This window comes from Corynebacterium sp. Marseille-Q4381 (assembly GCF_036881695.1).
GTDB lineage: Bacteria > Actinomycetota > Actinomycetes > Mycobacteriales > Mycobacteriaceae > Corynebacterium.
In genome coordinates this window covers 26,429-44,741 of sequence record NZ_JBAJNR010000005.1, presented here as the reverse complement: position 1 = coordinate 44,741, position 18,313 = coordinate 26,429, and the positions used below count along the sequence as shown (strand labels likewise).

The following is an 18,313-nucleotide window of genomic DNA, read 5'->3' as shown; positions in this document are numbered from 1 at the left end:
TGTAGCTCCCAGCGAAATCGGTGGCGAAATCGCCGGAGTTTACCCAGCTCGATTGTCTACTCAAATCCGTGGGAGCTACAGCCTGAACTGCTACAGGTTGAACTGCTCGGGTTTGAACTTCGGGGTGCGAGACGTAGGCGCCAGCGCCGCGAGCGCAGATTCCCGCGACATGCCGCAGACCATCAGCAGGTCGACGGTCAACGAACGCGTCTGTGCGAGGATGGCGTAGGCGGATAACACCGGCTCTTTCACCGGATCCTCTGGCGTCCCCTCCACCACGTCAAGTCCGGACTCCTGCGCGACGGCGCGCAGCTCGTTCACCAGCTCGGGAACGACTTGAGCTTGGGCGCGGCGGGAGTTGACGTCGTAAATCTCCGAAATGGCAAGGGAGACCTTGGCCAGGGTGTCGATGATCTCCACCTGTTTGGGCGACACCTGGTCGCCGTCCTGGCTGATCACGAGTGCACGGCGGGCAAGCACGCGGGTGTTGCGGATGGCGCTGTCCACCGGCGGAATAACGCGGCCGAGCGACTGGATGTAGCGTCGGGAGCTCCACAGAAACGGCGAGATACGCGTCGACTCTTCGCCGGATTGAATGGCCGCAGCCATATCGTCGATTCGGGACTGGGAGCCGCGGATGTGGTTCAACGCCTCGTCGATGTGCTTGGGATCGCGGTTTTTGAGTCCTGAGGCGACGTCGTCAAGCACTGAGCTCATCAGCCCCATCACGTGGGAGATTTCTGCCCGCGCAGACGACATAGGAGCCTGCGGGATCAGCGCGAGGATGCTCAAAGCCACGGTGCAGCCGACCACAGCGTCGATAGTTCGGTCGATGCCGGTCACCTCGGCGCCGGGAGGCATGATCGTCGCGATAAGGATGGAGCCGATCGCGACCTGGTTGACCAACAGCTGCGACTTCGAGAAGAACGACGCAATGAGCAGAGAGCCCGCGACGATGACGGCGATTTGCCAGCCACCGTCCCCCAGCCGGTAGAAGAGCAAATCGCCGACCAGCACGCCGAGCACGCAGCCGAGCGAGATGTCCACCGCCTTGTTCAGCCGGTCGCCGTTGGAGACACCGATGATCAGCACGGTTGCAATTGGGGCGAAGAACGGGCGCTGGTGCCCGACGATGTCCTTACAGAGCCAGTACGCGATGCCGGCGGCAATGCCGGTCTGCAGAATAGGCAAAAGGCGTTTGCGCATGCGACGTAAACGCGCCTGGACTGACTGGTCGAGCACCTGCAGCCGCTCGCGGGTGCTCATCCTTCTGTGGGGTTGTGATTTAGGCATAAGAAAAGCGCCGGCGAGGATCGGATCGCCGACGCTTGGAAACGTTAGTCTTTTGCCCGCTACTTTGCCACGGACGTACCAACGCTGTGCAGGTCCTGGCACGCCTCGATGACGCGCTCGGACATGGACTGCTCCGCCTTCTTCAGGTAGGAGCGCGGGTCGTAGGTCTTCTTGTTGCCCACCTCGCCGTCGATCTTCAGCACGCCGTCGTAGTTCTGGAACATGTGGGCGGCGACCGGGCGGGTGAACGCGTACTGGGTATCGGTGTCCACGTTCATCTTCACCACGCCGTAGCGCAGGGACTCTTCGATCTTCTCCTTCTCGGAGCCGGAGCCGCCGTGGAAGACGAAGTCGAACGGGTTGGAGCCGGCCTCGCGGCCGAGCTTGGCTTCCGCCACCTTCTGGCCCATGTCGAGGACCTCGGGGCGCAGCTTCACGTTGCCCGGCTTGTACACGCCGTGGACGTTGCCGAAGGTCGCGGCCAGAAGGTAGCGGCCGTTCTCCCCGGTGCCCAAGGCGTCGATCGTCTTCTCGAAGTCCTCCTCGGTGGTGTAGAGGTTCGCGCCGGCGCGGGCCTCAACGCCGTCCTCCTCGCCGCCGACAACGCCAATCTCCACCTCGAGAATGATGTTCGCGGCGTGGGCCTTAGCCAAGAGCTCCTGAGCGATCTCGAGGTTCTCGTCGATCGGGACCGCGGAGCCGTCCCACATGTGCGACTGGAACAGCGGCAGCTCGCCGCGGTCGACGCGCTCCTGCGAGATGGCGATCAGCGGGCGAACGTAGTCGTCCAGCAGCTCCTTCTGGCAGTGGTCGGTGTGCAGCGCGATGTTCACGTCGTAGTGCGCAGCTACCTCGTGCGCGAACGCAGCGAGCGCGCGGGCGCCGGCAACCTTGTTCTTCACACCCAGGCCGGAACCGAACTCGGCGCCGCCGGTGGAGAACTGGATGATGCCGTCGGACTCCGCCTCGGCGAAGCCCTTGATCGCCGCGTTGATCGTCTCCGACGAGGTGCAGTTGATCGCCGGAAAGGCGTAGCCGCCCTTCTTGGCGGCGTCGAGCATCTGGTTGTACACCTCAGGGGTTGCAATTGGCATGGTGTAGACCCTTCCTAACCTCTAAACGCGATTGTGGTACGTCACCCAGTATGCCCGGTTTAACCCGCCGCCGCTGCCACCGCAGCCGCAGCTTCCAGCAACAACCAGCCGGACAGCTGGACTGAGAGGTCGCGCTCGTCGATGCGCAGAAGCCCAACGGCTTCGCTTATCGACGCCGGCCCCAACCCGTAGTTGTGCGGCAACTTCGCATCTTCCGTCCACTCCGCCGGGAAAATCGGCAGACCGTCGACCTCGAGACGGTGCGACCACATCGATTCCGCAGACGCCATGACCAGCCGTGCTGCGACCTTTTTTGTGGCGATGTTCTCCCGGGAATCCTCCGGCAGGCGCACGGCGACCTCGGCCAGGTAGCGCGCGAGGATGCCCTTGAACAGGCCGCCGTCGCCCTCCCCCGCCTCGTGCTCTGGGCTTACGATCACGCCCTGCGGCGTGGCCATGTGGAGCGCGATGGCCTGCACAATCGCGCGGATGTGGGTGATGTAGAACACCGACGCGTCAGCGCGCTCGGAGAACTCGAAGGAGTCGATCGGCTCGTCGTCTTTGAGCCCCACGTCCGCGCGCAGCGCGAGCGCGATCTCCAACGACGCGCCGAGCACGGTGCCCTGGTTGTAGGTGTAGATCTTCTCCACCCGATCGGGGCCGTGCATGCGCATGCGGATGCCGTCGACAAGCAGCCCGCTCTCGGACACCAAGTTGTCGAAGATCCAGTCTGTGACCTGGCGCGCCTTGTCTAGGCGGCCCGTGCGCGCGAACACGATCGCCGCCGGCGCGTTGGACGCGATGTTGTAATACGTCTCGCCGCTTTTCAGCGGCAGTACGCCGGTGATCGGGTCGATGGCCGCGAGCAGGTCGAACTCCAGCGCGTCGAGGGCGCGCGTGCGCTTGATCCCCTCAAGCCCAGTCGCGCGGTTCCACGCGAGCGCCATCCACGCCTTGTCGTCGTTGTGGGCGATGTCTGTCATCTTGCCGCGGGTGCGGCGCTGGATGCCCCGAATGGTGTCCGAAAGCTGGCGGCGCCTTGTTTTCGACGGCCGCCGAAGCGCCGCATCCACCTGGCAGTCCAGGTACTGCGCCTGCCACCAGAAATGCCAGTGGATAAACAGCTTGTCTTTCGACGACGGCGGCCACGCCGCCAGCGCCAAGTTTGTTTTCGGGATACCCCACAACCGCGCCGCGTGGCGCTCCTCAATAGCGGCGGCCGCCAAGTCAGCGCGGTGCGACCAAGTTTCGGGCACGGGTCAACTCCTCATAACGAACGTTCTCGCCAACTCTATCTCCGCTGCGGTGCGAAGCGTTAGCGTTTCGTTACCACGCCTGGGACAAGTCGGCGTGCTGGCGCACCCACGCGTGCATCGCAATACCCGCGGCCACGCCCGCGTTGATGGAGCGCGTCGACCCGAACTGCGCGATCGAGCACGTCATCACCGCCGCGGATTGCGCCTCCTCGCTCACCCCCGGGCCTTCCTGGCCAAACAGCAGCACGCAGCGTCGCGGCAGTTCGGCCGTCTCCAACGGCACGCTGCCGGGCGTGTTGTCGATCGCGACGACCACCAAGTCCTCCGCGGCGGCCCAGCGCATCAGATCCGCAACCGTCTCGTGGTGGCGGATGTGCTGGTAGCGGTCTGTGACCATGGCGCCGCGACGGTTCCACCGCTTGCGCCCGACGATGTGCACCTCGCGCGCCAGAAACGCGTTCGCGGTTCGCACCACGGTGCCGATGTTCATGTCGTTTTCGAAGTTCTCGATCGCGACGTGGAAGTCGTGGCGCTTCGCATCCAGCTCCGCCACGATCGCGTCGAGGGACCAGTAGCGGTACGCGTCGACGACGTTGCGGGTATCACCCTCGGCGAGCAGGTCGGGGTCGTAGCGGGGGTCGTCAGGCAGCGGCCCTTCCCACGGGCCCACGCCGTTTCGGGCGGGGAACCACTCGGTCGGGCCGCGCTCAGCGCCCGAATCAGCGTCAGGCAAGGCCAAGGTCGTCCAGGCCGAGGAGGTAGCGGTAGTCCAGGCCGGCGTCGGCAAGCACCTGCTCCGCCCCCGTCGCCCTGTCCACCACCGTGGCCACCGCGACAACCTCAGCACCCTCGGCGCGGCACGCCTCCACGGCGGTGAGCGGCGAGTTGCCGGTCGTGGTTGTGTCCTCCACTACCAGCACGCGCTTGCCGGCGATGCTCGGACCTTCGATACGGCGCTGCATGCCGTGCTTCTTCGCCTCTTTGCGCACCACAAACGCGTCGATCGGGCGACCGGCCGCGTGCATCACGGCGGTCGCGACTGGGTCGGCGCCGAGGGTCAGCCCGCCGACGGCGTCGAACTCGAGGTCTTGGGTCAGTTCGCGCAGGAGTTCACCGATCAGCGGGCTTGCCTCGTGGTGCAGCGTCGCGCGGCGCAGGTCAACGTAGTAATCGGCCTCGCGCCCGGAGCTCAGCGTCACCTTGCCGTGCACCACGGCCAGCTCTTTGACCAGCTCAGCGAGTCGTTGCTTCTTGTCCATATCCATCTCCTTTAAAAAATTGACGGCGGCTTGTTCGCGCGCCGCGCACGCGTGAGGTCGTTGCCCTCGGTCGCCGGCGCGCCCTCCGCGATCGGGTCCACGTCGTCCGCCCCAACCACCTTCAGCTCCGCAGTCCCCCGCGCGGTACCGGTGGTTCGCGTCGGCAGCTGGGTGGGAGGTCGAAGCATTGGTTGCTTATCGACGCCCCCCTCAACCCCCAACACCCTCACCTCCGAAGGAGGCAACGTCCTCGCCGCGTCAGCGATCAGCCCCAGCGGCGCGATCGCAGCGTCGGTGTCCTCGGCGCTCGGCGCGGCGGCGAACTCCGCGAGCACCCAGTCGCCCTCGCACCACACGGAGGTCACGGATGCGGGGAAGTTCTCGAGCGCGGTGGTCACGCGGACGTCAATAAACCGCTGCACCGGGCCGTGGTGGTTGCCGTACACAGTGAAGTCCGCGACGTCGGCGACCCTGACCAAGTCGTCCCCGCCGGCAGCGGCCTCACCGCGGCGCATGTCCACAACCACGTCGCTCGTCTCGCCGGTGTTCATCGCCATAACGGTCACCCCGCCGAGGTCGGCGACGATCGTGGTGCGCCCGTACGTCGCGCCGGTGGCGACGTTGGTCGCCGCAGCCCCCGAGGCCGCGGCCCCGCGGCGCCACTCGCCGGTGAGCGTGTCGTCGGTCTTGGCGTAAGCAAAGCCGTTGGCCTCGGCCCAGGCGCGGCGCGTCTTTTTGCCGGCGGGTTTGGCAGGCTTAGCCGGCTTTGGCTCGGCCGTCGGCGCGGCGGGAGTACCGCCGAACCACAACCACAGCCCCGCCGCGAGGCACGCGAACGCGAGGATGAACAGCACTGCAGCCATATGTTTTTGCCCTAGACGTTCGTCGCAACCGGGTTGTCGTTGTTTGCCGACCACTGCGACCACCCGCCCACGTAGTGCGTCACCACCGGCAGGCCGGCGTGCTCCATGGCGGCGAGCAAGAGCGCAGAGTGGTTGCCGGAGCCGGAGTAGGTGATCACGTCTTCCGGTGCGGTGTTGTGGGTGATGCCGACCTCGGCGAAGCGGTCGCGGATCTCTCCGTCGGTTTTCACCTTGTCGTCCTCCGTAAACAGGTCGGATACCGGCAAGTTCACCGCGCCAGGAATGTGCCCGGCGCGAAGGTCGAGGATCTCCCGGCGGCCGTCGTATCGGCGTTTAGAGCGGGTGTCGATAAGCAGTGCTTTCGTCCCCCTGACCTCCTCCATCGCGACTGTGGGCATGTTGCCCTCGGAGGTGTCCACCGGGCGGGGCACGACCACCTGGCCTGGGCCTGCGACGGTGGGAAGCCCCAGCTTGTCCCACTCGGCGAAGCCGCCGTCGAGGATGTGGACGTCTTCGATACCCGCCCAGCGCAGCACCCACCAGGCTCGGGCAGCGAATAGCCCGTTGCCTGTGTCGTAGATGTAAGTCGGGCGGTCGGCCGCGATCCCCCAGGTTTTCGCGGCGCGGGTGACCACCTCGAGGCTGGGGACAGGGTTGCGCCCTTGCTGGCGGCTAGGCATGCCGGTGAGCTGGGAGGCGGGGTCACAAAACAGCGCCGTGGGGATGTGCTCAGACTGGAACTTCGACCACGCCCGGTTCTCTTTGCCCTCCCACAGGGAGGCGAGGATGGTCTGTCGCTGGCCGGTTTCGATGCGCGCGTTCAGTTCTTCCGCGGAGACAAAGACGCTCATGGGCACCAATCCTATTAGGCCATGTAGCCCGGCGCTTGCTGGATCGCGCCTTCGGATTCTAGCCCGTCGAGCCACTCCAGGATGCCCTCGCGCGGGCAGTCGGCACCGATGCTGGCCGCGAGCATCCCGCCCGGGCCGAGCTCGACGCGGCAGCCGAAGGCGAGCAGGGTCTCGGCGATCTGGTGCGGGTGCTCGGTCTCGGGCAGGATCCGGATTGTGGACGCGCCGCCGCGCACCACCACGCGGTCCACATGAAACCGGCCGCCAACGAGCACGCACTCGACGATATCGCCGAGTGCGAGTGAGGTGTCCACGAACGGAACGCTGGCCACCACGAAATGGTTGCCGCTGAGCTGGTGGGCGCTCAAGTGCTCGTTCTCCACGCCGGGGGTGGCGACGCGGGTCGTGATCGTCGTGGTCAGCTGCATGCGGGGCAGTCTACCCCGCCGAGCAACCGCCAACTAGCGCTTGGTGATCTCCAGGCGCTCGCCGCCCTCAGCTACATCCACGTGGACCGGGTCGCCGTCGCGGATCTCACCGGCCAGCAGCTTCTTGGCCAGCTGGTCACCGATCGCCTGCTGGATCAGGCGGCGCAGCGGGCGCGCGCCGTAGGCCGGGTCGTAGCCCCGCTCGGCGAGCCAGCTCTTCGCGGCGTCCGAGACATCGAGCGTCAGCCGCCTAGAGGCAAGCCGCTGCGCCAGCGAAGCGAGCTGGATGTCGACGATGCCCACCAGCTGCTCGCTGGTCAGCGGGTCGAAGACCACAACGTCGTCGAGGCGGTTGATGAACTCCGGCTTGAAGTGGTGCTTGACCGCCTCCATGATCTGCTCGCGGTTACCGCCCGCGCCCAAGTTGGAGGTGAGGATCACCACCGTGTTGCGGAAGTCCACCGTGCGGCCCTGACCGTCTGTGAGTCTGCCCTCGTCGAGGACCTGGAGCAGGACGTCGAAGACGTCGGGGTGGGCTTTCTCCACCTCGTCGAAAAGCACCAAGCTGTACGGGCGGCGACGCACTGCCTCCGTGAGCTGACCGCCGGCGTCGTAACCGACGTATCCCGGAGGGGCGCCGACCAGGCGGGCGACGGAGTGCTTCTCGCCGTACTCGCTCATGTCGATGCGGATCATCGCCGACTCATCGTCGAAGAGGAACTCGCTGAGCGCCTTCGCCAGCTCGGTCTTGCCCACGCCGGTGGGGCCGAGGAAGAGGAACGAGCCGATCGGGCGGTTCGGGTCCGCAACGCCTGCGCGCGAGCGGCGCACCGCGTCGGAGACCGCGACCACAGCCTCGTTCTGGCCGACCACACGGCCTGCCAGCACCGACTCCATGTTCAGCAGCTTCTCGGTCTCGCCTTGCATCATCTTGCCGGCGGGGATGCCGGTCCAGGACGACACGACCTCCGCGATCACGTCCGGGGTGACCTCTTCCACCAGCATCGTCTTGGTGCTGGCCTGGGATTCGATCTGCGCAACCTCGGCCTCGAGCTCCGGGATGCGACCGTAGCGCAGCTCGGAAACCTTGGCGTAGTCGCCCTCGCGCTCCGCAATCTCAGACTCGTTGCGCAGGCGCTCGAGCTCCTCCTTCGCGGACTGGACCTTGTTCACCTCGCCCTTCTCGTTCTCCCAGCGGGCCTTCATCTCGCCGAGCTTCTCGCGCTGGTCTGCCAGCTCCTGGCGCAGCGCTGTCAGGCGCTCCTGGGAGGCCTGGTCGGACTCCTTCGTCAGCGCGATCTCCTCGATCTCCAGGCGGCGCACGACGCGCTCGAGCTGGTCGATCTCCTGCGGCGAGGAGTCAATCTCCATGCGCAGGCGCGAGCCCGCCTCGTCAACAAGATCGATGGCCTTGTCCGGCAGGAAGCGGTTGGTGATGTAGCGGTTCGACAGCTCGGCGGCGGCCACCAGGGCGGAATCCTGGATGCGCACGCCATGGTGCACCTCGTAGCGCTCCTTCAGGCCGCGCAGGATGCCGATCGTGTCCTCCACGCTCGGCTCGCCCACGTAGACCTGCTGGAAGCGGCGCTCCAGCGCGGCGTCCTTCTCGATGTACTGGCGGTACTCGTCCAGCGTCGTCGCGCCGACCAGGCGCAGCTCGCCGCGGGCCAGCATCGGCTTGATCATGTTGCCCGCATCCATCGCGCCCTCGCCGGTAGCACCCGCGCCGACGATGGTGTGCAGCTCATCGATGAAAGTGATGATCTCGCCCTCGGAGGCCTTGATCTCATCCAGCACGGCCTTCAAGCGCTCTTCGAACTCGCCGCGGTACTTCGCGCCGGCAACCATCGAGCCCAAGTCGAGCGAGATCAGCGTCTTGCCCTTCAGGCTCTCCGGCACGTCGCCGGCGACAATGCGCCGCGCCAGGCCCTCGACCACCGCGGTCTTGCCCACGCCCGGCTCACCGATGAGCACCGGGTTGTTCTTGGTGCGGCGGCTGAGCACCTGCACCACCCTGCGGATCTCGGTGTCGCGCCCGATCACCGGGTCGATCTTTCCCTCGCGCGCACGCGCGGTGAGGTCGGTCGAGTACTTCTCCAGTGCCTGGAACTGCTGCTCCGGGTTCTCCGAGGTGACCTTCTTGTGCCCGCGCACGGACGGGAACGCGCCCTTGAGCACGTCGTAGGTCGCGCCGCGCTTCTTCAAAAGCTCCGCTGCCTCGTCGTCGCCCTTCGCAATCGCGGCGAGCAGCACCTCGGTGGAGACAAACTCGTCGCCGAGCTCGCCCGCCAGCTCCTGCGCGGCGTTAATCGCGTTCAAGGCGTTGCGGTTGAAGTTCGGCTTGGACATGTCCGCGCCTTCAGCCTTGGGGTACGTATCAACGACCGCCTGCGCCTCCCGGGCCACCGTCTCCGGATCAACCCCCGTCGCTTTCAGCACGGGAGCGGCGATGCCCTCGTCTTGAGTAAGAATTGCCTCCAGCAGGTGCGCCGGGCGAATGTCCGGGTTACCTGCGGCGGACGCTTTCTGCAGCGCTTGCTGCAGGGCCTCCTGCGTTTTGGTCGTGGGATTAAACGAACCCATGTGTGCGACTCCTTCACTGGTTATTTTTCTTTCGCACACGGTGTAACGCCCGGACGCTTGAGTATGTTCCGCTCAACCCTGTGAATTGACTGCCAACGGCGGGTGTTTGCCGCCGGGCGGGTAAAAGTGGATGCATGACCGACTCCCCGTTCGCCGACGCAGGACGCCTCCGCGCTGCACTCCACCAGGCGTTCATGCGCCGGTACCCGCAGGGCGCGACGCTGCTGCCGCCGGGCGCGGACCAGATGCCGCAAGTCATCCTCGACATGGCGGAATTCGCGCTCACCCAGCCGCAAGAGGACGCCGAGCCGAAACTCACCGCCTGGGCACTGGACCTGCGCCGCCTCGGCTTCCCGCTCGGCGAGTACGAAGCCGTGGCGGGGATGCTCGCGGAGGTCGCGGAGCTGGGCGAGGAGGACGCCGCGGCACTTATCCAAGCCGCCGCGCACATGCGCGCCGTGAGCGAGGAGGCGGATGCCGCCGGCATCCCCGCCGCCTACGTGGTGCAGGTCAACGACGTGCGCAGGGTGAGCCTGCCCGAAAGCGACATCTCGATCATCCGCGCCGAGTGCGGCACCGAGATCGCTTTCGCGCCGGGCCAGCGGCTCACGGTCATGCTGGCGGAGCACCCCGGGGTGTGGCACGAGTGGGTCTCCGCGGTACCGGCGAACGCGCACGGCCAAGTGGAGTTCCACGTCCGCGCAGAAGAGGTGCCGGCGATCGCGCCCGGCGCGCTGCTGGTCATCGGTGCGCCCCGCGGCGAACCCGCCCCGCTCGACCGGGACGCACTTGAGCTCACCGCCGAGGGCACCAGCGTCGCCGCCGCGAAGGCGGTCGTTTTCGCCCTGCTGGAGCAACCCGAGCGCCCCCGCGTGACGCTGCGCTACCTCGGCGACACGGACGCCGAGCGCTACGAACTGCCGGTGTTCCAGGCGCTGGCGCGGGTAAACGACTGGCTGGAGGTCCTGGAAGTTAACGCATCGCCGTCGAATCGGTGATCGCGATGAGCGGCAGGGCTTTGCGGGTGGCGGTGACGGCGTTGAGGTCGACGTCGACAAGCACAAGCTCCGGCGCGTAACCCGCTTCGGCGATGCGCGCTCCCTGCGGGTCGACCACGCACGAGTGGCCGATGCCGGTGGGGCCGGATTCTTCACCCGCCTCCGTTTTCCAGTTGGGGCGCGCTTGGCCCGCCGCCGCGATGAAAACGCCCGCATCTAGGGCGCGCGCGGCGGTCAACGTGCGCCACTGATCCAGCTTTCCCTCGCCGTCCGCCCAGCTCGTGGGCACCACAACGATCTGCGCGCCGCGGCGGGCGAGCTCCTTGAACTGCTCGGGGAAGCGGATGTCGAAACAGACCGCAACGCCAACCACGGCGCTCTCCCCGCCCGCCTCGTGTACGAACGTGACCAGCTCCTCGCCCGGCATGACGGTGTCGGACTCGCGGTAGTCGAACGCGTCGTAGGTGTGGATCTTGTCGTAACCGGTGTGCGTGCCCCCACCGGTGATCAGCGCAGTGTTGCGCACGCGGTTGAGTTCTTTCTTCCCCAGCTTATTGGTATCGCCCGGCCGAAACATTCCCGCCACAACTGTGACCCCCAGCTCGTCCGCGAGCTTGCGCATCGCGATGGAGAATTCCCCGTCCAGCTCCTCAGCTTGGGTGTCTAATCGGCCCTGCTCAAAGGCCTGGCTGGTAGCCTCCGGCAGCACGATCAGCGTGGCCCCCTGTGCAGCTGCGTCGCGCACCAACCCGCTGACGAGCGCGATGTTGTCGGCCTTGTCCTTGCCGGTCACCGTTTGCAATAAGGCGAGTCTCATACCGGCCATCCTAAAAACGTTATCCACAGGTTCGCAGCCGCTTGGTTGATCGAATTCGCCCACCTTGGTTAACTCCGGCCATGGACCTCACGCTCACCACCCACACCGCGCCAACCGCCCGGCGCCTCATCCCCCAGCACACCCCGCTACCTGCGGCAACGTTAAGCCCCTCCCGCACCGCCGCGGCGCATGCCCGCCGCTTCACCAAGGAGCAGCTGCTTATCGACGCCCACCTCACCTCCCTCACCGCCCACCTAGAATCAGTCGCGGCCTTCGCCACCCGCGTCGAGCGCATCGACGACGCGTTAGCCCGCACGCTCGACCGCGCCCTGACCAAGGGACGAACGCCGTGATCTACCACCCGAGCCTTTACCCCCACGAGCTGCGCGCCGCGGCCGCGTCCTGGCGGATGGCGGCACTTGCCGCAGACGCCCACGCCAGCGCTGCCCGGGCCGCGGCTGCCGCGCTTAAGGCCACCGGCTTCGCTGGCTCCGCAGCGGGCGCTGCCTACGCGCGCCTCGAGGCCCAAGCCGAAGACTTCGCCCGCGCCGCTGCCCGGGCGCGCCAAGCGGCTGACCTGCTCGAGTTCGCCGCCGGCCAGCAGCAACTGCTCGATGAGGTTGCCCGGCGCGCCGCCTTGATGGCCGCTGACGCCTCCCACCGCGCGTTGATCATCCGGCTGAACCTGATGTCCAAGCAGCTGGACATGCTAATCGCGGACCAACTCGGCGCCGGCGGCGACGACCCGGTCGACCGGCTTGTGGCGCACCCGGAAGAGGATCTCGAGGCGCTGCATGCCAGGTATGTGGGGACGTTGCCGGCGGCGTCGGCAAGCGCGATTGCCCAGGCAGGTGGAACCGTGCTGGAGGCGGGCCCCGGCTCCACCACCGTCATGGTCGGCGACAGCGTGGACCCCGACCGCATCATCACCTTGGTCAACGGCGTGACAACCGGCAAACCGGACGCCCTGCCGCGGGAGATAGAGCGCGCGAAGTTCATAGCGGACTACACCGGCGCGGCTGTGGTGGTGTGGCAGGGCTACGCGCCGCCGCCGACAGTGGCCAAAGGGTTCTCCGGCCGCGCTGCCTCGGAGGGCGCTGGCCACCTCGCCATGTTCCAACTTGCGCTGGACGAGCGGTTCCCCCACGCTGAAAAGTCGGTGGTCTCCCACTCGTACGGCACGGTGGTTGCAAGCCGCGCCGCCTACGAGCACGGTCTCGTGGCGGACGATTTGTGGCTGCTCGGCAGCCCCGGCGTGGACGGCAACTCGGTCGACGACCTCCAGCTGACGGGACGCCCGGGCGCGGCCCCGCGAGTGTATGCCGTCGACGCTTCGCGCGACATCATCAAAACCCTGCGCAACGACGATGCAAGCCTGCACGGCATGCACTCACCGAGCGACCCGGGCTACGGCGCGATCATTATTGACGGCGTCGAGGGCACGCACACCGAGTACTTCGCAAGCCCCGTGCTGCTGAACGCTCTGACCTGCCCGCCTGACCCGGCTGCGCAGAATTCGTTACCATCGGCTGTTGCAAACCTGAAGATTTAGGTAAACCTCATTTAAGGAGCTTCGAGCACCATGGCAAACTTCGCAGAACAGGTAGTTCGGCGCCTAGAAGATCTAGGCGTCAAGCGCATTTACGGTCTGGTCGGCGACTCGTTGAACCCGCTGTCGGACGCGGTCCGCCAGTCGGACATCGAGTGGGTCCACGTCCGCAACGAGGAAGCCGCGGCGTTCGCGGCGGGCGCTGACTCGCTGGCCGCCGACGAGCTCGCGGTGTGCGGCGCATCCTGCGGCCCGGGTAACACCCACTTCGTGCAGGGTCTGTTCGAGTCCCACCGCAACGGCGCGAAGGTGCTCGCCATCGCGTCCCACATCCCGACGATTGAGATCGGCTCCTCCTTCTTCCAGGAGACCCACCCGGAGCTGCTCTTCCAGGAGTGCTCCTCCTACTGCGAGGTGGTCCACGAGGCTGACCAGGGCATGCGCGTTTTGCACAACGCCCTGCAGAACACGCTCGCCGGCAACGGCGTGTCCGTGATGGTCGTGCCCGGCGATGTCTTCGCCGCCGACGTGGCAGACGGCCCGCACACCGCCGACGGCGTCTACGCCACCGGCAAGGACAAGCGCGTTTACCCGGACCCGCACGAGGCAGCCCGCCTGGTCGAGGCGATCAACAAGGCGGAAAAGGTCGCCATCTTCGCCGGCTACGGTGCGAAGGACGCGCGCGACGAGGTCTTCGCACTCGCCGAGAAGGTCAAGGCTCCGATCGGTCACTCCTTCCGCGGCAAGATGTACTTCGAGTACGACAACCCGTACGACGTCGGCATGTCCGGCCTGCTCGGCTACGGCGCCTGCGTTGACGCGATGGAGGAGTGCGACCTGTTCATTATGGTCGGCACCGACTTCCCCTACACCGACTGGCTGCCGGACGAGAACGTGGCCCAGATCGACATCGACGGCACCCACATCGGCCGCCGCACCACCGTGGACTACCCGGTGGTTGGCGACGTGAAGAGCGTCATCGAGAACATCCTTCCCCACATTGAGGAGAAGAAGAGCCGCAAGTTCTTGGACAAGATGCTCAAGCGCCACTACGAGCTGCTCGAGCACGTGATCAACCACTACACCACCAAGGCCTTTGAATCGAAGAAGCCGATCCACCCCGAGCTCGCCGCGTCCGTGCTGGACGAGCTGGCTGATGAGGACGCCTACTTCACTGTCGACACCGGCATGTGCAACGTGTGGTCGTCCCGCTACCTCACCCCGAACGGCAAGCGTGACGAGGCCGCGTCCTTCCTCCACGGCACGATGGCCAACGCGCTGCCGATGGCGATCGGCGTGCAGGCCGCGTTCCCGGACCGCCAGGTCATCTCCTGGTCCGGCGACGGCGGCTTGGGCATGCTGATGGGCGAGCTGCTCACCATCAAGCTGCACCAGCTGCCGGTGAAGGTCATCTGCTTTAACAACTCTTCGCTCGGCATGGTCAAGCTGGAGATGATGGTGGCCGGCATGCCGTACTTCGGCACTGACCACGAGGAGGCGAACTACGCCGAGATTGCCAAGGGCGTGGGCATCCAGTCCTACCGCATCGAGGATCCGGACGACCTAAAGCCGGTGCTGAAGGAGGCCCTCGCCTACGACGGCCCGGTGCTCGTCGACATTGTCACCGACCCCGAGGCGCTCTCGCTTCCGCCGGGGATCACCTGGGACATGATGAAGGGCTTCGCCAAGTCCGGTGCCCGCACCGCCTTCCTCGAGGGCGGCGTCGGCCGACTGTTTAACCTGGCTAAGTCCAACATGCGCCACATCGGTGGCGCTGCAGCCATCGAATTCGGGTAGTTGGGGTTTTCAAGGGGCCGTCGATAAGCAATTGCTTAACGACGGCCCCTTTTCGTTGACCAACCGTTATCACTACGTGACCCAAATGCTCATCTCTGTTCTGTACCGTAGGCTTCGTTGTCATTGATTCATAAGAAAGGTTTTACCTGTTATGACTACCCCGCAGAACCCGCGCCGAACGAAGCGCGTTGAGAAGACCACCCGCACCGCGCCGGCCTCCGCCAGCACCGCTGTGCGCTCCGAAACCGTGGCCGACGCCGATCAGCACATCGGCCAAGAAGCCTGGATCGGCACCGACTCCACCGAGGTGTCCAACGGCAACGTGTCCTGGGGCGCCATCTTTGCCGGCGTCGTGACCTTCCTGGGCATCATGATCCTGCTCGGCGTCGGCGCCGCAGCGATGGGCCTACAGGGCTCCACCGGTGCCGCAACCGGCATCTTTGCCCTGATCTCCCTGATCGTCGCCTTCGCCGCAGCCGGCTACGTCGCCGGTGCTCTCGGCGTCCGCGCTGGCATGTTCCACGGCTTCGCCACCTGGGCGACCTCCCTCTTGGCATCCCTGATCCTGGCCGGCTGGCTCGGCTCCTCCATCGTCGGCGGCCTGGGCTCCGTGCTTGGCAACGTCACCGGCACCATCGCTGAGACCACTGGCAACGCCGCGACCGTGACCCGCCAGGACGCTGAGGACGCTACCGACTCCGCTCGCGACAACATCAGCCAGGAGGACGTTGACAACGCCGCTGACCAAGCTCGCGATGCAGCGAACGACGCTGCCAACAAGGCCCGCGACGCCTACAACGAGTACTCCGACGACGCTGCTGAGGGCACCTGGTGGACCTTCGGCGGCCTGATCCTCGGCGCCGTGATCTCCTCCCTGGCCGGCGCTGCTGGTGCACGCTCCGTGCTCAACCGCGACGAGAAGCAGGTGCTCACGACCCGCCGCTAGTCGGACCCGCACTCCGGCGCTCAAGCGCCTGAGGCACAACGAAACCCCGTCACCTCCGCTGTTTCCAGCGGCCGGCGATGGGGTTTTCTCGTTCGCTACCGGTTAGACGCCTACGCCTGCTCGCGCCGGCGCGCGCGCCTGGAAGCGAATGGCTCCCACGTGACCACCGCGGTCGAGCGAGGCACGTGGACCAACTCCCCGCCGCGGCGCGAACCGGACTGCAAGCGCTGGCGCAGCTCCGCGGCAGCTTCGCGCTCGGCGTCGAGCTCGGCCTGCAGGCCTTCGACCTGCTCGGTGAGCTCGATGATCGCCTTGATACCGGCGAGGTTCACACCCTCCTCCTGGGAGAGCTGCTGCACGCGCCTCAGCAGCGCGATGTCGCGCGAGGAGTAGCGGCGGCCGCCGCCGGAGGTGCGCATCGGCGTAACGAGACCCAACCGGTCGTAGGTGCGCAGGGTCTGCGCGTGCATGCCGGTGAGCTCGGCAGCCACGGAGATGACGTAGTACTGCTCGTGATCGTTTCTCGAGTCAGACATTGTCCACCACCTCCTTTAGTTGGCCCCGGCCCACCCGGCGCGCGGGTCGAAACCGGAGTCCTTTTCTGCCTGGGCATAGGCGCGCAACGCGCTGGTGGCGCCGGCGTCTAGGTTCTTCGGTACGGCAACCTCAACGGTGACCAGCAGGTCGCCGGCGCCGGATTTCGCCTCCACACCGCGGCCCTTCACGCGCAGGGTGCGGCCGTTAGGCGTGCCAGCCGGGATCTTCACCCGGACCGGCTTGTCCAGCGTCGGCACGGTCACGGTGCCGCCGAGCGCCAGCTCACCGAAGGAGACCGGCACGGTCAGCTCGAGGTCGTTGCCGGAGCGGGTGAACACCTTGTCCTCGCGCACGCGGACGGTGACGAAGAGGTCGCCGGACGGGGTGCCATTCGGACCCGCTTCGCCTTGGCCGGCGAGGCGCACCTTCTGCCCGTCCTCAACACCGGCCGGGATCCGGACGGTAATCGAGCGGGTGCGGCGCACCGTGCCGGTGCCGCCGCAGGTGGAGCACGGGTCTTCGATCACTTCACCGGTGCCGCCGCAGTTCGTGCACGGGCGCGCCATGCCGAACGCGCCGGAGTTCTCCCGGATGTAGCCGGTGCCGGAACACATCGCGCAGGTGTGCGTCTTGCCCGACTTGGAACCGGAGCCGTGGCACGTGGTGCACGGGGCTTCGCCGGTGAGTTCCACTGGGAAGGTGGTGCCCTTGGCGGCCTCGCGGAAGTCGATGGTTATTTCGGTTTCGACGTCCGCCCCCCGCGACGGCCGAGCGTTCCTGCCAGCACCGCCGCCGCGGTTAAAGAAGCCACCGAGGATATCACCAAGGCCGCCGTCTCCAGCTTGTCCACCAGCACCTCCGAAGATGTCTCCGAGGTCGTCGAAGTCGAAGTCGGACGTTGTCTGCGTCGTGCGAAACCCGCCCGGAAACCCGGAGCCTCCTCCCCCTCCGAAGCGGCCGCCGAACCCTCCGAAGCCGCCGGAGCCGATCATGGATTTGAACTGGTCGTATTCCTTGCGCTTCTCTTCGTCGCCGACGACGTCGTACGCCTCCGCGACGCGCTTGAACTTCTCCTCGGCTTCCTTGTTGCCGGGGTTGGAGTCCGGGTGGTTCTCGCGGGCCAGCTTGCGGTACGCCTTCTTGATGTCCGCCGCCGACGCTTGCGAGCTCACGCCCAAATCGCCGTAGTAGTCCTTATTTGCCCATTCTTGCTGCATTGCCATGTACGCTCCTCCTTTCTCACTTGAACCTCTGTCTCGAAATAACGTTTCTAGGGAAAAAGCCGGGGCAAGCGTTGCATGCCGCTCGCACCCGGCTGGTTGTCCTCGGCTTTAGGCCGCTAGATAGCTAGCGCCTAACGCCTAGCTCTGCTCGTCCGCAATGATCACCATCGCGTTGCGAACCAGTTGGTCGCCGAGCTTGTAGCCCTTGCGCAGGACGGTTCCGATGACCTTCTCGTCACCCTCGGAAAGATCCTGCACCGCCTCGTGAATCTCCGGGTCAAAGGCCTCGCCCGGCGCGCCGAACGCGACGAGCTTCTGGCCTTCCAAGGTGGTGCGCAGCTTGTCGGCGAGCGCCTTAAGCGGGCCCTCGGCCAAGTCGCCGTGCTGCTCAGCCAAATCCAAGTCGTCCAGGATAGGCAGCAGCTGGGAAGCGAACTTCGCCTTGGTCTGGTCCACCAGCTGAGAGCGCTCGCGCTCGGTGCGCCGGCGGTAGTTGGCGTACTCCGCGCTCACGCGCTGCAGTGACTCGGTGCGTTCGGCGAGCTGCACCTCGATTTCGCTCACCGCGCCGTCGCCGTCGACATCCGTTGGTTCAACCTCGACCGCGTCGGCGAGTTCCGCGTCCGAGACCTGAGTGAGGGGGTCCTCGCCCTCAGCCTCGAGGTCAGTCATCTGCTCGAAGGCTTCGGAATCGGCCGCCTCGTCGGCAAGCTGCTCTGCCTGGTCCGGCGAGACATACTGCTCGTCGGTGTTCTCCGGCGCGCCCGGGTTGTCGGGCATCTGGGGGTTCACGTTCGGGTCAGTCATGATCGTCTCCTA

The 18,313-nt window shown here is 66.3% G+C and carries 18 protein-coding genes; 5 read left to right on the top strand and 13 right to left on the bottom strand.

Annotated elements, in window-relative coordinates:
* Positions 1–90 precede the first annotated feature (90 nt).
* From V6D40_RS05380 to clpB, 9 genes are all read right to left on the bottom strand, one after another.
* Positions 91–1,266, bottom strand: a complete 1,176-nt coding sequence (locus tag V6D40_RS05380) for an FUSC family protein (protein WP_334289338.1) — start codon at positions 1,264–1,266, stop codon at positions 91–93.
* An 86-nt stretch (positions 1,267–1,352) separates the two neighbouring features.
* On the bottom strand, positions 1,353–2,387 hold the full coding sequence (fbaA, locus tag V6D40_RS05375; protein WP_334289337.1) for a class II fructose-bisphosphate aldolase: 1,035 nt from the start codon (positions 2,385–2,387) through the stop codon (positions 1,353–1,355).
* Positions 2,388–2,446: 59 nt separating this feature from the next.
* On the bottom strand, positions 2,447–3,643 hold the full coding sequence (locus tag V6D40_RS05370; RefSeq protein ID WP_334289336.1) for a glycoside hydrolase family 76 protein: 1,197 nt from the start codon (positions 3,641–3,643) through the stop codon (positions 2,447–2,449).
* A 70-nt stretch (positions 3,644–3,713) separates the two neighbouring features.
* A complete protein-coding gene (locus V6D40_RS05365) occupies positions 3,714–4,376 on the bottom strand; it encodes a TrmH family RNA methyltransferase (RefSeq protein ID WP_442891895.1) in 663 nt (220 codons plus the stop codon).
* The gene (gene pyrE / locus V6D40_RS05360) at positions 4,369–4,908 is read right to left on the bottom strand and encodes an orotate phosphoribosyltransferase (protein WP_334289334.1); all 540 of its coding nucleotides are present in this window, start codon (positions 4,906–4,908) and stop codon (positions 4,369–4,371) included. Before pyrE ends, V6D40_RS05365 begins: the two co-directional genes overlap by 8 nt.
* Before the next feature lie 5 nt (positions 4,909–4,913).
* Positions 4,914–5,765, bottom strand: coding sequence for a hypothetical protein (locus tag V6D40_RS05355; RefSeq protein WP_334289333.1), 852 nt, complete (start codon positions 5,763–5,765; stop codon positions 4,914–4,916).
* Between the two features lie 11 nt (positions 5,766–5,776).
* Positions 5,777–6,616: a sulfurtransferase gene (locus V6D40_RS05350; protein ID WP_334289332.1), complete on the bottom strand. Its 840-nt coding sequence runs from the start codon at positions 6,614–6,616 to the stop codon at positions 5,777–5,779.
* A 14-nt stretch (positions 6,617–6,630) separates the two neighbouring features.
* Positions 6,631–7,044 (bottom strand): DUF4265 domain-containing protein, encoded by a 414-nt coding sequence (locus V6D40_RS05345; RefSeq protein ID WP_334289331.1) that lies wholly within the window; start codon positions 7,042–7,044, stop codon positions 6,631–6,633.
* Positions 7,045–7,077: 33 nt separating this feature from the next.
* The gene (clpB, locus tag V6D40_RS05340) at positions 7,078–9,627 is read right to left on the bottom strand and encodes an ATP-dependent chaperone ClpB (protein WP_334289330.1); all 2,550 of its coding nucleotides are present in this window, start codon (positions 9,625–9,627) and stop codon (positions 7,078–7,080) included.
* 134 nt (positions 9,628–9,761) lie between these two features.
* Here clpB and V6D40_RS05335 point away from each other — a divergent pair, with 134 nt between their 5' ends.
* Positions 9,762–10,625: a hypothetical protein gene (locus tag V6D40_RS05335; RefSeq protein WP_334289329.1), complete on the top strand. Its 864-nt coding sequence runs from the start codon at positions 9,762–9,764 to the stop codon at positions 10,623–10,625.
* Here V6D40_RS05335 and V6D40_RS05330 read toward each other — a convergent pair.
* Entirely contained in the window at positions 10,600–11,442 is an 843-nt protein-coding gene (locus tag V6D40_RS05330) for a carbon-nitrogen hydrolase family protein (RefSeq protein WP_334289328.1), read from the bottom strand. The genes V6D40_RS05335 and V6D40_RS05330 overlap by 26 nt on opposite strands.
* A gap of 80 nt (positions 11,443–11,522) precedes the next feature.
* On the opposite strand from V6D40_RS05330, the gene V6D40_RS05325 reads away from it, so the two are divergent.
* The 4 genes from V6D40_RS05325 (at position 11,523) to V6D40_RS05310 (ending at position 15,734) form a co-directional block, all read left to right on the top strand.
* The gene (locus V6D40_RS05325; protein ID WP_334289327.1) at positions 11,523–11,795 is read left to right on the top strand and encodes a hypothetical protein; all 273 of its coding nucleotides are present in this window, start codon (positions 11,523–11,525) and stop codon (positions 11,793–11,795) included.
* Positions 11,792–12,994, top strand: a complete 1,203-nt coding sequence (locus tag V6D40_RS05320) for an alpha/beta hydrolase (protein WP_334289326.1) — start codon at positions 11,792–11,794, stop codon at positions 12,992–12,994. The genes V6D40_RS05325 and V6D40_RS05320 overlap by 4 nt, the downstream gene beginning before the upstream one ends.
* A gap of 30 nt (positions 12,995–13,024) precedes the next feature.
* Complete coding sequence (locus V6D40_RS05315) at positions 13,025–14,788, top strand: pyruvate dehydrogenase (RefSeq protein WP_334289325.1); 1,764 nt, start codon at positions 13,025–13,027, stop codon at positions 14,786–14,788.
* Positions 14,789–14,939: 151 nt separating this feature from the next.
* Positions 14,940–15,734 (top strand): hypothetical protein, encoded by a 795-nt coding sequence (locus tag V6D40_RS05310; protein WP_334289324.1) that lies wholly within the window; start codon positions 14,940–14,942, stop codon positions 15,732–15,734.
* Between the two features lie 110 nt (positions 15,735–15,844).
* Here V6D40_RS05310 and V6D40_RS05305 read toward each other — a convergent pair whose 3' ends face one another.
* The 3 genes from V6D40_RS05305 to grpE all read right to left on the bottom strand — a co-directional run bounded on the left by V6D40_RS05305 (position 15,845) and on the right by grpE (position 18,301).
* A complete protein-coding gene (locus V6D40_RS05305; RefSeq protein WP_334289323.1) occupies positions 15,845–16,270 on the bottom strand; it encodes a heat shock protein transcriptional repressor HspR in 426 nt (141 codons plus the stop codon).
* A 15-nt stretch (positions 16,271–16,285) separates the two neighbouring features.
* Positions 16,286–17,494 carry a molecular chaperone DnaJ gene (gene dnaJ, locus V6D40_RS05300; RefSeq protein WP_334289322.1) on the bottom strand — a complete coding sequence of 403 codons (1,209 nt, stop codon included), beginning with the start codon at positions 17,492–17,494 and terminating at the stop codon, positions 16,286–16,288.
* A 138-nt stretch (positions 17,495–17,632) separates the two neighbouring features.
* Positions 17,633–18,301, bottom strand: coding sequence for a nucleotide exchange factor GrpE (grpE, locus tag V6D40_RS05295; RefSeq protein ID WP_334289321.1), 669 nt, complete (start codon positions 18,299–18,301; stop codon positions 17,633–17,635).
* Positions 18,302–18,313 lie beyond the last annotated feature (12 nt).